This is a genomic window from Phyllobacterium zundukense (assembly GCF_002764115.1).
Classification (GTDB): domain Bacteria; phylum Pseudomonadota; class Alphaproteobacteria; order Rhizobiales; family Rhizobiaceae; genus Phyllobacterium; species Phyllobacterium zundukense.
Map to the genome: position 1 here is coordinate 2,946,128 of NZ_CP017940.1, position 15,491 is coordinate 2,961,618.

At 55.6% G+C, this 15,491-nt stretch carries 11 protein-coding genes; 7 read left to right on the forward strand and 4 right to left on the reverse strand.

Annotated features, from left to right (window positions below; translation table 11 throughout):
• Positions 1-25 precede the first annotated feature (25 nt).
• Genes asnB through BLM14_RS14765 form a run of 6 tightly spaced genes read left to right on the forward strand, consistent with a single transcriptional unit; the run spans position 26 to position 7,384 of the window.
• Positions 26-1,975 (forward strand): asparagine synthase (glutamine-hydrolyzing), encoded by a 1,950-nt coding sequence (asnB, locus tag BLM14_RS14740; protein WP_100000088.1) that lies wholly within the window; start codon positions 26-28, stop codon positions 1,973-1,975.
• Positions 1,976-1,986: 11 nt separating this feature from the next.
• Positions 1,987-2,256: an acyl carrier protein gene (locus tag BLM14_RS14745; protein ID WP_100001346.1), complete on the forward strand. Its 270-nt coding sequence runs from the start codon at positions 1,987-1,989 to the stop codon at positions 2,254-2,256.
• A gap of 22 nt (positions 2,257-2,278) precedes the next feature.
• On the forward strand, positions 2,279-3,817 hold the full coding sequence (locus tag BLM14_RS14750) for a class I adenylate-forming enzyme family protein (RefSeq protein ID WP_100000089.1): 1,539 nt from the start codon (positions 2,279-2,281) through the stop codon (positions 3,815-3,817).
• Positions 3,817-4,830, forward strand: a complete 1,014-nt coding sequence (gene nadE, locus BLM14_RS14755) for an NAD(+) synthase (protein ID WP_100000090.1) — start codon at positions 3,817-3,819, stop codon at positions 4,828-4,830. Before BLM14_RS14750 ends, nadE begins: the two co-directional genes overlap by 1 nt.
• A 28-nt stretch (positions 4,831-4,858) precedes the next feature.
• A complete protein-coding gene (locus BLM14_RS14760; RefSeq protein ID WP_133123968.1) occupies positions 4,859-5,899 on the forward strand; it encodes a hypothetical protein in 1,041 nt (346 codons plus the stop codon).
• A gap of 24 nt (positions 5,900-5,923) precedes the next feature.
• On the forward strand, positions 5,924-7,384 hold the full coding sequence (locus tag BLM14_RS14765; protein WP_100000092.1) for an O-antigen ligase family protein: 1,461 nt from the start codon (positions 5,924-5,926) through the stop codon (positions 7,382-7,384).
• Positions 7,385-7,401: 17 nt separating this feature from the next.
• Here BLM14_RS14765 and BLM14_RS14770 read toward each other — a convergent pair whose 3' ends face one another.
• The 4 genes from BLM14_RS14770 to BLM14_RS14785 form a co-directional block, all read right to left on the reverse strand.
• The gene (locus BLM14_RS14770; protein ID WP_100000093.1) at positions 7,402-8,739 is read right to left on the reverse strand and encodes an HlyD family type I secretion periplasmic adaptor subunit; all 1,338 of its coding nucleotides are present in this window, start codon (positions 8,737-8,739) and stop codon (positions 7,402-7,404) included.
• 25 nt (positions 8,740-8,764) lie between these two features.
• Positions 8,765-10,921, reverse strand: a complete 2,157-nt coding sequence (locus BLM14_RS14775; RefSeq protein ID WP_100000094.1) for a type I secretion system permease/ATPase — start codon at positions 10,919-10,921, stop codon at positions 8,765-8,767.
• Between the two features lie 32 nt (positions 10,922-10,953).
• Entirely contained in the window at positions 10,954-12,984 is a 2,031-nt protein-coding gene (locus tag BLM14_RS14780) for a hypothetical protein (RefSeq protein ID WP_100000095.1), read from the reverse strand.
• Positions 12,985-13,095: 111 nt separating this feature from the next.
• Complete coding sequence (locus BLM14_RS14785; protein ID WP_100000096.1) at positions 13,096-13,989, reverse strand: hypothetical protein; 894 nt, start codon at positions 13,987-13,989, stop codon at positions 13,096-13,098.
• 672 nt (positions 13,990-14,661) lie between these two features.
• On the opposite strand from BLM14_RS14785, the gene BLM14_RS14795 reads away from it, so the two are divergent.
• Positions 14,662-15,489: a response regulator transcription factor gene (locus tag BLM14_RS14795; RefSeq protein ID WP_100000098.1), complete on the forward strand. Its 828-nt coding sequence runs from the start codon at positions 14,662-14,664 to the stop codon at positions 15,487-15,489.
• Positions 15,490-15,491 lie beyond the last annotated feature (2 nt).

Genomic DNA, 15,491 nt, shown 5'->3' on the forward strand with positions numbered 1-15,491 from the left:
AAAATGGTTGGGGAGCATCACGCGAATGTGTGGGATTGCAGGCTATTGCGGAGCGGTTAGCGTCTCTCAGGACGGCAACACGCTTTTGCGCCAAATGATCAATGCAATTGCGCACCGCGGTCCAGACGAGAACGGGGTCCATGTTACCGATGGTGCAGGACTGGGGCACATGCGCCTGTCGATCGTCGGTTTGGCAGATGGCCAGCAGCCGATGGAAAGCGCCAGTGGCAATCTGGTCATCAGCTACAACGGCGAAGTGTTCAATTATGTCGAGCTTCGGGATGACCTGATCGCGCAAGGACATCGCTTCCGCACTGGCAGCGATACGGAAGTCATCCTGCATCTCTATGAGGAGATGGGCCCAGATTGCGTCAAGAAACTCAACGGAGATTTCGCCTTTGCCCTCTGGGACAAGAAGCGGCGGCGCATGATGCTTGCCCGTGACCGGATGGGCGTGCGGCCACTCTTCTACACCTGGCACGAAGGTGCACTTTTCTTCGCTTCGGAAATCAAGGCGCTGCTGCGCGTTCCGGGCATGGCCACCGAGGTCGACCCTTACGCGCTGGACCAAATCTTCACATTGTGGACGCCTATTGCTCCGCGCACGATTTTCAAGGGCATATCCGAGCTGCCGCCAGCTCACCTGATGATCATTGAAGATCAGCGGGTCAAAGTAACGCCCTATTGGCAGCTGGACTATCCAGATCGGGATGCCGTTCGTTCCAGCCGTTCGGAAAGCGACGTCGGCGAGGAACTCAGACACCTCTTGACCGATGCAACCCGTATTCGCCTCAGGGCAGATGTTCCTGTCGGATCCTACCTCTCTGGCGGGCTGGACTCGTCGGTCGTATCGGCAATTGCCGCGCGCATCGTACCCGATCAGCTGCGAACCTTTTCCATAGGGTTCGATACCGCCGAGCACGACGAAACCGCTTTCCAGATGCAGATGGTCGAGGCGCTCGGAACCAGGCATTCCTCGCTGTCCTGCAGCAAGAGCGACATTGCCGCCATATTTCCAGCGGTCATCGAACATACAGAACGGCCTATCCTTCGCACCGCACCAGCGCCGCTCTATCTGCTTTCGCACCTCGCCCACAATGAAGGGTACAAGGTTGTCCTGACGGGGGAAGGCGCCGACGAAATTTTCGCAGGCTATGACATTTTCCGCGAAGCCAAGGTCCGGCGCTTTTGCGCACGGCAACCGGAATCGCGCATGCGCCCGCACCTTTTCCGCAAGCTCTACCCCTATCTGCCCGGCTTGAAGCAACAGACGCCGGAATATCTGGCGGCTTTCTTCGGCGCGGGCGTCGATGGTCTTGACGATCCGCTGCACTCGCACCGTCCACGCTTCCGTGGAACTGCTGCGACGAAGATGTTTTTTTCGCCGGAGCTGCGCGAAGCCCTCAAAGGCTACGATGCAACCGAGGATCTGGCATCGGGACTGCCAAAGGACTATGCGCGCTGGCATCCTTTGCACCAGGCGCAATATCTGGAAACCTCGCTCCTCATGCCAGGCTACATTCTTTGCTGCCAGAGCGACAGAATGGCCATGGCCCATGGCCTGGAGGGCCGTTTCCCCTTCCTCGATCATCGTCTCGTCGAATTCGCTTCCCGGGTGCCGGTCGGCATGAAGCTGAAAGGCCTGGGCGAAAAACACATTCTCAAACAGGCAACGCGCGATCTGGTGCCGGCCTCGATAACGGCGCGCCAGAAGCAACCCTATCGCGCCCCGGACAGCCAGTCCTTTACGGCTGCTGGACTGCCTGACTACGTGCGGGAATATATGGGATCGGAGGCCATTGCTGATACCGGCCTGTTCAGTGCTCCCGCCGTAGCGAAATTGCTGGAAAAATGCTCACGCAATGCCCCCACCGGATACCGCGACGACTCCGCGTTTGTTGGCATTCTCTCCACGCAATTATGGCATCAGAAATTCACAAACCAGACACACCGGCAAACGGTGGCAGCGGCATGAAAGGAACAGACATGACCTCGGGTATCAAGGCACAAATCAGAAGCTTCATCGTTGAGAATTACCTATTCGGCGACACGAGCCATCCGCTTGAAGACGACACATCGCTGATCGAAACGGATGTCATCGACTCGACCGGCGTTCTTGAGCTGGTCACCTATCTGGAAGACAATTTCCAGATCAGCATCCAGGACGCTGAAATTGTTCCGGCGAACCTCGATTCCATCGCAAGTATCACCGCCTTTGTCGCAAGCAAGGCCGTTCCTCAAAAATCGGTCGCCTGATCCGGGAAAGTCGAGTTTCGCCATGCGTGTTGAGGATATTCTCCGTCAGAATGCGAAAAGGTTGGGTGACAAAACAGTCCTCGTCGCGGGCGGCGACAGATTGACCTACGCTGAACTCGACGATCGTTCCGACCGGCTGGCTGCCGCTCTCTGGTCGCAGGGCGTCACACGCGGTGACCGCGTTCTTGTCTTCATGAACAATTGCTGGGAGGCTACCGTAGCGATCTACGCAATCCTCAAAGCCGGCGCGGTGTTCAGTCCCATCAACGCCTCGACCAAGGCCGACAAGCTCGCATACATCATCGAAAATTGCCGTGCCCGGGCGATCATCGCACAGGAGAAGCTCGCACCCGTTGCTGTGGAGGCGCTGGGTACCGGGACTTCGTGCGATCTGATTGTCGTCACGAAGAACGAGACGCCGGTCGTCCCCTACGCCCGTTCCTTCGATAGCCTGTTGCAAGTCGAGCCCATGCCCGTTCCACATGGCGGCATCGATGTCGACCTCGCCATGTTGATCTATACGTCGGGCTCTACCGGCCGCCCCAAAGGCGTGATGATGAACCACCGCAATATCGAGGCGGCGGCAACCTCGATCACCACCTATGTGCAGAACGTCGAGGATGACATCATTCTCAACGTGCTGCCGCTGGCATTCGACTATGGTCTCTACCAGTTGTTCATGACAATCCGTACCGGCGCCACATTGGTCCTGGAAACCTCATTCAGCTTCCCGCAGGCCATCTTCGATGTCATGCGGCGTGAGCGCGTGACCGGTTTTCCGCTGGTGCCGACAATGGCTGCGCTGATCTTGCAGATGCGAGACATCGAGCCAGGCTTCCTGCCGGACCTGCGCTACATCACCAACACCGCTGCTGCCTTGCCGCCGGCCCACATCGCGCGGCTGCGAGAACTGTTTCCGAATGTCCGGCTCTATTCGATGTATGGCCTGACCGAGTGCAAGCGTTGTACCTATCTTCCCCCTGAGCAGCTCGACAACCGGCCGGGTTCGGTTGGTATTGCCATTCCCAATACGGAGGCCTTCGTGGTCGACGACGAGGGCAAAGTGGTTGCTCCCGGTGTCGTCGGCGAACTCGTCATCCGCGGACCGCACGTGATGCAGGGCTATTGGGAAAATGACGAGGCGACGGCACGCATGCTCCGCCCAGGCCTCAACCCATGGGAAAAAGTCCTTTATACGGGCGACCTCTTTTCCATGGACCGCGATGGCTACCTCTATTTCGTCGGGCGCAAGGATGACATCATCAAGACGCGTGGCGAAAAGGTGGCTCCAAAGGAGGTCGAGACCGTCCTGCACTCACATCCGGGGATTGCCGAAGCCGTGGTCATCGGCATCCCGGACCCGGTGCTGGGTCAGGCCATTCGTGCCATCGTGGTGCTGAGCGACCCATTGCTCACTGACCGCGAGATCATACGCCACTGCGCCAAGAACCTTGAAGATTTCATGGTGCCAAAATCCGTTGAATTTCGAACGAGCTTGCCCAAGACGGACACCGGGAAGGTGAGCCGCAGATTGGCCGCAGAGCCACAGGAGTCTCTATGATGAACGACCAGACAATCCGGACGATCGTATCGGCATCGCCACTGTCACTCGAGATCGATCCAGAAGCCGAAACCACGCGGATCGTCAATGCGATGCGCGAACAATTGCGCCATACCCTGCGCAAGCGCGGACTGGTGCTCGGTCTGTCGGGCGGCGTCGATTCAAGTGTCTGTGCAGCGCTCGCCGCCCGCGCGGTCGGAGCGCAGAATGTGCTGTGCCTGTTTATGCCCGAAAACGACTCCGATCCGGAAAGCCTGAGACTTGGCAGGCTTGTGGCGGATACGTTTGGGTTGGCAAGCGTGATCGAAGATATCGGCCCTTCGCTCGAGGTCATGGGGTGCTATGCACGGCGCGATGCCTTCATCAAGCAGATTGAACCGGAGTTCGGACCGGGCTGGGCCTCGAAGATCGTCATCGCCAATGCATTGGCGAGCGATGGCTACAATATCTCGTCGCTCGTTTTGCAGCGGCCGGACGGCAGCACGGAAAAGCTGCGCATGCCGAGTTCCGTCTATCTTGGCATTGTTGCCGCAACCAATATGAAGCAGCGCACACGCAAACAGATCGAATACTATCACGCAGACCGCATGAACTATGCGGTGATCGGCACGCCGAACCTCCTCGAATATGATCAAGGGTTCTTTGTGAAGAATGGCGATGGCGCGGCCGACCTGAAACCGATCGCCCATCTATACAAGTCGCAGGTCTATCAGCTGGCTGCCTATCTTGGCGTTCCCGCCGAAATCCGTGCCCGGCCGCCGACAACCGACACCTACCAGCTGGCGCAGACGCAGGAAGAGTTCTATTTCGCCCTGCCCTACGCCCAAATGGATCAATGTCTCCATGGCCTGAACGAGGGCATTCCAGCGGCCACGGTCGCCCTTGCAGCATCACTGACAGAGGAGCAGGTGCTCAGGGTCTGGCGCGACATCAAGGCGAAACGGAAAGCAACCCGTTATCTCCATCTCGGCCCGCAACTGGTCACGCCTATCGCTGATTTTCACGGCGAGTAGAGCAAGAGCATCGAAGTGGGACCAAGACATGGGAAAGCCAAGTAAACGTATTTCCGGTCTTGGCGCGATGGTGACGATCGTGGCGATGCTTCTGTCGCTGCCCGCTGGCGCATCTGAATTCACATGGGGCGTCAATGGTCACCCGCTGGCCTCGTACCATGGGGTGACCGCCGAACAGCAGATCTCCTATCTGAAATCGCTTGGGTTGACCTCGTATCGGGTCGATGTGCAAAAACTCGATGAGCTGGAACGTCTGGATCGCCTGGTCACTGCAGCTGCCGAAAACGGAATTACGATTTTGCCGGTCCTCACGCCGGCGCTTGATCTGAAAGAGACTTCCCTCGAGGAAATTTACGCCAAATCCCGCGCGCTGGCTTTCGTGACCGCATCGCATTTCAAAGACAGGATCAAGGTTTGGGAACTCGGCAACGAGCTTGAAAACTTCGCCATCATCCAGCCGTGCGAAATGCGAGACGATGGCACGCAATATCCTTGCGAATGGGGCCTGGCAGGCGGCCTCTATCCGCTCGACTATTTTGGACCACGCTGGGAAAAAGTGCGGACTGTGCTCAATGGCCTCTCAGACGGATTGACGGCAGCGGGCGGAGATTTCCGCAAGGCCATCGGCACTGCTGGCTGGGGTCATATAGGCGCTTTTCAGCGCATGAAACAGGATAAGGTCGAGTGGGATATTTCCGTCTGGCACTTCTATGGCGAAGATCCGGAATGGGCATTCAAGGCATTGGCCGAATTTGGCAAACCGATCTGGATTACGGAATTCAACCACCCAAAAGGCAGCACCGACGGCGAAGACGCTCAGGCGGCCGGCCTGAAGAAGGCAATGGAACGCATCCAGGAATTGCGCAAGACATATCCAATAGAGGCAGCGCATATTTATGAATTGATGGATGAGACCTACTGGGCGCCTGATTTCGAGGCCTACATGGGATTGATCCATCTGGAAAGCGACGGCGCCGGCAGCTGGCGCCCGGGAGGGCCGAAACCTGCCTACAATGTCGTGCGGGACATCATTCGCGGCGAGCGCCCAGCTGGGAGCCAGGGCCAATGATGTGTGGCTTCGCAGGGTGTAAACATGGCAACTAACGTCTTTGGTGTCCTGGTCGTCCTATTCGGTGTGCTGATCCAGTTCATGCATCACAAATATGCGATCTATGGCATGCTTGCCTTGACGCTTTTCGGGGCGGCCGCCGCAGTTACACTGCCAGCGATGGGCGGGGCCTCCATTCTGGTTGCCAACGTCTTCATGGTCTTCTTCGCTCTGCGGGTTTTGCGCATAACAGGATTGGCGCCTGCCATCAGCAGCCTGCTTTATCCCAGTACCGGCTTCTGGCTATTCCTGCTGATCATGTACGGGCTGATAGCGACCTTATTCTTTCCACGGCTGATGGCCGGCATGACCGAGACCATGGTTGTCCAGCGCCTTCCGGGAGGTTTGAGTCGTATCAGCCTCAATCCCCTGGGCTTTTCCAGTACACACATAACGCAGACGGTCTACGCATTGGGCAGTGTCATGTGTTTTGCGGCCTCCTTTGCGTTTTTCCGGATGCGCGGTGCCTATCACTACTTTCTCAGTGGCTTCTTCCTGCTTTGCGGGCTGAATGTCATCTTCGCACTGCTGGATCTTGTTACCTTTGCCACGGGTACGGCCGATCTGCTGGATTTCATCCACACTGCGAATTATTCCTTGATGACCGGTGTGGAGATGGGTGGTCTCAAGCGGATCTCTGGCACGTTTCCCGAATCCTCGGCTTTCGCCAGCTTCACCCTGATTCTGTTTGCCATGGCCGCCAGTCTCTATCTCGACAATGTTCGACCTGTTATGTCGGGATTCTTCGCCTTTGCCTTCCTGGTATTGCTTGCACTGTCGACATCGGGAACAGCCTATGTCGGGCTGGTCATTGTTCTGGCTTTACTGATCCTCCAGTCCATCGCACCGGTCCTGTATGGCGGGAGAATGCGCAAGCCGCTCTTGATTTACGCCGGCAGTCTGTCAGTGCTCGCCATCCTTCTGCTTGTTGCTGTTCTTTCACCCGAGTTCGTGGACGCCGTTGCAACCTTTTTCGATGAAAGCCTGTTCGGAAAGCTGTCGAGCGACTCCGGCCGGGAACGCGGACACTGGAACGAAGTAGCATGGAGCAACTTCATTGACAGTTTTGGCCTGGGGGTAGGAATCGGCGGCGCACGCGCCTCAAGCTATGTCTTCGTCCTGCTCTCGAATGTCGGTCTCCCCGGCGCGATGTGTTTCGCCCTGTTTGTGCTGTCCACCCTTTTCCGGCGAAACGTCGTCCAAGCCAGCTCGGAGAATCGGCACATTGTCCGCGCCATTCGGTGCGGGATGACCGCCAGCCTGGTCGCCGCTCTGCTGGTCGCAACGGTCTTCGACATGGGAATGCTGTTTTATGTGCTTGCAGGGGCTGCGGCGGTTGCGGTCTTCCCATCCACGCGCCGTGCAAAAGTGCAAGCGACATCAAAAAGCGGACGTACCGGCGCGGCTCAAGAGCCGCTGCGGCACGCCCGCCGTCTCATCGGGTAATCGCAACCCTCTGCTTCTCAATGTTCCCTGAAAGCCCGTGACATGCTGTCGACAACGGGCTTGGCCAGATATTCGAAGAATGTACGTTCATGGGTCTGGATCAGAATATCGGCCGGCATACCCGGTGTCGGTGTAAAGCCGTGAATGCGCGCGAGTTGATCAGCAGGAATGCTGATACGGGCAAGGTAAATCTCCTGCTTCACATTGCTCGTGGTATCCGTCATCGCGTCAGCTGAGACGTAATCGACGCGGCCATTGACAACCGGCGTGGTCCGCTGATTGAGGGCGCTCAAGCGTACATGTGCTTCCTGCCCTTGCTTCACTTCATCAATCTGCATGCGCGGTATCTGCGCCTCAATGATCAGGGGAACACCAGTCGGCAGGATTTCGATAATCGGCTTGCCGCTTTCGATAACACCGCCAGCCGTATGATAGTGCATTCTGACGATTGTACCGGAAACAGGTGCCTTCACCACCGTGCGGGTGAGGACATTGTCCGTCTGCCGCGTTTGCTCGCGTACCGTGTCAAGTTCCGCCTCGGCACTCTGGATCTCATCGAGCGCTGCCTGCTTTTCGGTATCCTTGGTCTGAATCATCTCTTTCTGGAACTTTTCAATCTGGGCATTCACTTCCATGATTTCAGCGTCGAGCCGCGCTATCGTTCCTTCACCGTCAGCAACGGCGCGCTCCAGGACACTGACTTCCGAGCGGGCCATCAGACCCTTTTTGAACAGGGAATACTTCGCCTGGTATTCATTTTTCAACAAGCCAACCTGCGTCCGGGTTGCCGCAATCTGGGCATTGCGTCCTACGCGGCGAAACTCCAGCGCTGAGATGTTGCGCTGCATCATCTGTATTTCGTTGGCATATTTGGCATGAGCCGCATCAAAATTGTCGCTCTGGCTCTCGTTAACGGCGCGTATTTCGGGATTGCCGAGGTTCTCCATGATAATCTTTGGCGGCTGATAGCGATCCTCGCCGCGGACGACCGCATGAAGCCGTGCAAGTATCGCTTCAAGGCGCGCCTGCCGCAAAAACAATTGCTGCGAGTTTGCACGCGCAGATGTCTCGTCAAGGCGAACCAGTTCGTCACCCTCCGTAACGCGATCACCCTCACGAACCAGAAGTTCCTTGATAATGCCGCCTTCAAGATGCTGAACGACCTTGTTTTTGCCGGTCGCAACGAAGCTGCCAGGGGCGATAACGGCGGCGGCAAGCGGCGCGGTTGCTGCCCAGGTTCCAAACCCGCCAAAGCAGACGATAATCATCAATGCGCCGAACTTGGTGTAAGGCTTGATTGATCGTGGAACGCCGTCATACCATTCCAGATCATTTACTGCACTTGTTGCGGCCATTCTCGTGCCTCCCATTCAATTCTTTTTATTCGGCGGCACTGATGCTCGGAACCGAACCTGCCTGTTTGTTTTTCTTCGAGAGTGCTTCCATAACTGTTGCCCGCGTACCGAACATCGTGACGCTGCCATTGCTCAACACCATGATCTTGTCGACACAGTTGAGGAGTGCTGGACGTTGCGTGATCGTCACTACGGTAATCTTGTGTTTCTTGGCATGGAACAACGCCTTGGTCAGAGCAGCATCGCCTTGCGAGTCAAGGTTCGAATTCGGCTCATCCAGTACGACGAGTTTTGGATTTCCGAAAAATGCGCGGGCAAGCGCTATTCGCTGTTTCTGTCCACCCGAGAGCGGCGCGCCGTCTGCCGCAACCATCGTCTCATAGCCTTGGGCAAACGTCGAAATCAGCTCATGGACATCCGCAAGCATCGCAGCATCAAAGATCGATTGATCGCTGGCATCTTCGCGCATGCGGGCGATATTGGCCTTGATGGTACCCGGAAACAGCTGCACATCCTGCGGCAGGTAACCAATGTTCTCACCGAACTGCCGCTGATCCCAGTTCCGCAGGTCCATCAGGTCGAGCCTGACATTTCCCGATGTAGGCAGGATGGATCCGACCAGCATCTTGCCGAGAGTGGTCTTGCCCGCGCCGGAATTGCCGATAATGGCCATCGATTCTCCGGGCATCAACGTGAATGAAATGCCGTTCAGAATGACCTTCTTGTTGGGAGGCGGAACGTAGAGAATTCTTTCGACATCGAGGCGGCCCTGCGGATCCGGCAATCTGAGCCGGTCAAAATTCAGTGGTGAATTTTGCAGGAGACTGCGAATCCGGCCGAAAGCCGAACGGAATTGTATGAAACTGTTCCAGCCTTCGATTGCGCCTTCGATAGGCGCCAATGCACGGCCGGCGATAATGGATGCAGCAATAACCATGCCGCCAGTCATTTGCCCGTCGATGGCCAGATGGGCACCCCATCCCAGCATTGCTACTTGTGTCAGCAATCGGGAACATTTGGAAATGGTAGCAAAGACGATGTTGCGGTCCTGTGCCTTGACCTGCGACCGGAGTGAGCCGGCCATATCCCGGCCCCAGATGCGCACTGCTTCGGGGATCATCGCCAGCGCATTGATAATCTGCGAGTTTCTCGACATGGAGTCGAGATGCAGCATGGCACGGCTTTGAAAATTGGTCGCATCGGCGAAAGACGCCGCTGTAGCGCGCTGGTTCATAAAGGCAATAATCAGCAGAAGCAGCGCGGAAACAACGACGATATAACCGAGATGCGGATGAACAAGGAAGACCGCGACTACGAACAGCGGCGCGATTGGGGCGTCAAAGAACGACAGCAACGTCCCGGAGGTCAGGAACGACCGCAATTGCTGCAGATCGCCGAGAACCTGATAGTCCTTGCCGTTGCCTTGAAGGGATGCACGCGCTGCAGCACTCAAAATGGGCGCACCCAACTGGACAGCGACCTCGACCGCCGTACGCATCAAGATGAAGCGCCGTATGGCGTCAAGTATAACCTGGATTATAACCGCGCCTACGATGACGACTGTCAGCATGACCAGCGTATCCGCGGAGCGACTGGTGAGGACGCGGTCGGATATCTGGAAAAGATAAATGGGAATGGCAAGAACCAGGATATTCAGGAATATCGTGAACCCCATCGCGATAATGAGGTTCCTGCGCACAGCGTTAACACCGTTCTGGAAACTCTGGCTGAAACTGATCGTCGTGGCTCGTTTATGAAAACTGCCGCCCCCATTCCCGCCATTGCCAACGATATTATTGCCGTTTCCCGAGCCATTTCCGCCGGAACTGACGCGGGATTGCACGGGACCGCGGTCCCCTTCGATGATCTTGCCGACCTCCACGCTCGCCGGAATGGCAGATGTCAGTTGCTCAGAATTTGGTGCTGTTTCGGCAACGGGTACGTCGTCGACTTCGGTGATTGGCTCGTTTGGTACCTCATCCACCTGCTGTGGCAAAGCATCCACAATCTCAGAGCCGGCCCGTCCCTCGGATTCAGTTTCCTCGCGGGAAATTTTTGAAATCGTGCTTTCCATCTCCGCGAGCAATTCATCCAATTGAATTCGCTCGTTTTCGCGGCCCGCCATGGCCCGCCGCGAGTTCTGGGAAATGACTCGCAAGTCGGCCTGTTCATCATATTTCATGATTCTCGCGCTCCTCGCGCGTTCTTCTTTTTCTATGCGAGAACTGTCTGCATGACGTCGACGGACTGGCACGTATCCGGAACGTGGACGGCCGGAGCGTGATCATCGCTGCATGATGAATCTGCTTCGTTGTCGAGGAATGCCACGACTTCGATGGCCAGTTGCTGGCTCTGGCCGGCTCCCGGATCAGATGCCGGTTGAGCACAGATAATGTCGGCCTGGATCAGAATTGCATCGGAATAGACGCCGCCACCGACATAGGAAGTCCCGCCGCCACCCGTATCGTTGTCAACGATCGAAGCAATGTTGATCAAGGCATTCGAACCGGTGCTGATATCCCAGACCGTTTCCGACGATGCGGTCAAAAGCGCATCCTCATAATGTGCGACATAGTCCGCATCGCCGAGGATGTTGGTCTGTTCGATATAGTTCACGTCGTAGACGTTGCCGGAGATGTAAAGCACCCTCAGACCTGCAATTCCCTGCAGGGCCTGATCGCCATGAAAACCATCAGGCATGCTGTAGCTACCGTTTGAGAGCCCGCTCATGGCCTCAAGGTAATGTTCGGGAAGCCCCGTGACCCAATTGGCCGTGTCTCCACTTTGAATACTGGCCGAATTCCACAGCAGATTGTCGCTCGTCGACAATTCACCGTCATATTCGCCGGCCGCACCGCCCGTGGTGAACGTATCATTGTCAAACAGGATATTCGTCTGGAAGATGAAGTTGCCGTTGTACATACTTCCCCCGATCATGACCAGATCGTAGGAATTGCAAAGTTCCACAAACGACGCCGAATTCAGCAGCATATTCCCGCCCGTCACGATCGTGGTGTAGGAGCCGGTGGCTGAAAGGACATGTGCGTCGTTGTCTGAGAGGAAACTGTACTGCGAGACCCAGTTCATCTGGATCAGATCGCCGTTGACAACCGTGATCTGCCAGTTTTGCGGAAATACCGGCGCATCGTCGGACGGGCCATCCTGCTGGCCATGATCCGCCTGCTGCAGGAAGCTGGCGATATTCATTGCGTTGGTTGACGGCTGGCATCCTGCCTGTTGGCCTGAAAACCCGTTCTGGAATGTATCATTATCGCTGTATGCGTTGGTCTGAACGATCGCATCGATATTATAATAATTGCCGGTAACGGCAAAATGCGCGCCAACGGAGCCGAGGCTGTTCAAAAAGACCTCGTTCACCAGCAGATTGCAGCCGGCCTGGACCTCGACGGAACCGACGATCTCGGTGCCATTGATGACCACGGATTTGGTCGATGTCACGACCGCCGGTGAGCTGTCGTCGTCCGTCTGCTTTAATTGTTCTGGCAGATAGTCATCGAGCTTTGGCGCTTCGGAACTCTCGTCACCATTGACATAAAGGCCTGCCGGAGCAGTGACGACGGTCACACCGGGTGTACTTGCGAGCGGGCCTTCTGCTGCTGCCTGGATGTTCGCCGTTTGATTGGCGAAGAATTGCGCCATTTCCGCGCCGGACCCAGGTATGCTGTCCTGGGTAAATGGCTCCGAAATCGAAAGGGCGCTCGTCGTCAGGGTGCCGAAAGCCGCTTCGTCGACAAAATCCACGTTCACGGGTGCATGATTGCCCATGATGACGACATCGTTGTCTTCCATATGATTGATCTGCTGGACGGCAACTGACGTCGTTCCGGGCGCTGGTCCGAAATGCGGGGTCAGTTCGCCTGACCTTTCGCCCGCATGCGAGTCGCTGGAACCAGACGTCTGCAATTTCGGCGCCTGGTGGTGGTGTATTCTCATACCCGCGATGTGGACCTCGATGGGATCGATATCCACCCATGGCATCATCACTTCCCCAACAGGGGACCAAGGTGTCGGGATATAGTCTAAATTGGGCTGAAATGATCCAAGATCGAGTCGCTGGCTCGGATCCGTTTGAATTGTCAGGATGTCGTTGAGATGGGGATCTTTGTCCGGCGTTGCATTGAACTCACGGTACTCGACCCGCGCTCTCGCTGCCTCGATTGATGTATGAAAATAACCCACGAAGTGCGCAATGGATTCTGAAATCTGATCACCAAATCCGAGCATGTCGATGACTCCCCTATTCCCGCGGTGACCTGCAAGCCCGTCGACAAGCGGTCTGCGCAAATGTTGCGCAGACCATTGTCAAAAACAGGCAGGTTCGCCTGGTTGTTGTTCTTATGATAGGTCGTCGCCAGTATTGGTCTCGATTGTGCCAGAGTTGAACTCGACATTGTTCTGCAGGAGATTTGCACCCTGAACGATTGTCTGGTTGAAAGCCTCAGCTGACTGGCTAATGGAAGCGTTTGCCGCGCTGGAGCCGATCACATCGTGACCTGCTTCAACACCGCCGTCGGAACCCTTGCCACCACCATGGCCGCCAAAGAAGCTGCTCTCCATGCCGCCCCATCCGCCGCCGCTGCCACTGTCAATGCCGTCGCCAGAATGTGCAGTGCCGCCGGTTGCACTCAGTGATACGCTGCCCGAATTGGCCTGGCTGATCTGGGAAGCCTGATCGTTATCGACAAGATCGAGAACCTGGTTAACAGCAAAGTTGGTGCCGCTGCCGGCAAAACTAACCGCGAAATTAACGTCATTGCCCGGATTGTAATCGATGTCGCCACCGGCGACGAAGATGTTGTCGAACGTATTGCCGTACAGATCAAGATCGGCAAAGTCATCGTCAGTAGGCAGATAGCCTTCAAGATCCACACCTACGTCGACATTGACGCAGACGTCAGTACTGTTCTCATTGACATTGAGATTGCCGTTGAAGTTGCCGTTGGCATTGAGGTTGCCGTTGGCATTCAGATTGCCATTGCCGTTGCCATTGAGATTGCCGTTGCCATTCCAGTTCTCTGAGCTGGAATACTGATCCTGGCTCTGACCCTGGTCTTGTCCCTGACCCTGGCCTTGTCCCTGACCCTGACCTTGTCCCTGACCTTGAAGCTCTAGCTGTCCCTGACCCTGGGCTTGCAACTGAAGAGCCAGTGCAGCAGCTGTCGCAGACGCATCCGCTTCAGCTGAAGAATCGGTTGGATAAAAATTGTATTGATTGTTCTTGCTAGACATAACAAATTCCTCCGATGTGCCTCGGAGCAAGCAAAAGCCTCTATGCATTTCAAACGAGGTTATAATGCTGGCCCAAAAGGCGGTTCACTGTGAAGTAAGCATCAGTTATCCACCTAGCATTCAGCAGGATGCCGAATACTACATACGCAATACAAAACTGATGCTTACGGTGCTTTTGCTTGGATCCCCCCACTACAAACCATGGTATCCAAACCGGAAGAACGTTATGACTCAAAGCGGGATACAGTAAGTTAGCAATTCTGATTAGTCCCAAAATTGCGACTTGAGCTGCGATTTGCTGCTTGCGGCAAATTCCCAAATACCAAAATTTTTCAGGCGCTTGCGCGCATGGCATTCCGCCGGCTCAGGATCGGCACACCGCAAAATGTATGATTTATAATCAATATTGTCGAGGTATTGGCCTAAGTAGTCGTGGTTTTTACCCTGCTTGGACGCCCAGATGACCCGAACCAATAAATATACAGACCGTTTTTCTCATGTCACGGCCGCGTCACGCTCTATTTATTAATCCTCTGTTAATCAACACGTGTAGCCCGGGGGCTTAAAGACGAGTTGATGGAACTGAACAAAAGAACTTAAACAAACTAAAAATCGAAAACGCAAATAAATCCTGAGAGAAATACTTCTCATCAAAGGGCGTAGGGGGCGATTATGTCTGGAAATATACCGCGTACAATCGGCGATCACATCCAATATGGATCGAAAATTGATGGTGATTCCAAGTTCAAGAGTGGCATATTCATTTATGCTGAGGCAGGAGTGGTTTTCCAGGGGTTGGTACAATCCCTCGAAAGAACATTCCCCGAGATTCGGGTAAACCTATCCAGCAAGTTGCTGGACACGGAAGAGGTCGACGAAGATGTTGGCCTTGTACTTGTGCACACCAGCTTCGTCATCGAACTTGGCGACTGCATTGCACGGTGCAAAAAGCGCTTTCCCAACGCATCCGTGACCTTGATGATCGACGAGCACAGCGCAGGCATGCAAGAGCTGAACAGCCTGTTCGATCAGAGACTCGTTCAAGGGCTTCTCCCATTCAGCCTGAAACTCGATATCTGGCTCGCGGTTATATGGCTGCTGCTTAACGGCGGCGAATACTATCCTTCCGCGATCGTTCGTTCGATCGAAAAGCATTCGAGCAACGGCGGACAGCCGCATACGTACGGTAGCCAGATGAAAAACACCATGAACGGTGGCAGGCCAATCAAGACCTTGACACTTCGTGAGCATCAGATCCTGGAGCTTCTCTCTGAGGGTTTGCAGAACAAGATCATTGCCGATCGCCTGACGCTCTCGGAACACACCGTCAAGGTTCACGTACACAATCTCATCCGCAAGCTTCGGGTTCACAACCGCACCCAGGCCGCAGCGGTATACCGGAACAGCATGGACCAGGAGGCGTTCCAGCCCCCTTTTAGGGGCTATAGCACGCCGATCGGGCGGGCGGATGGTTCGCTAGAAATGGGTCGGGTCGTATAAGG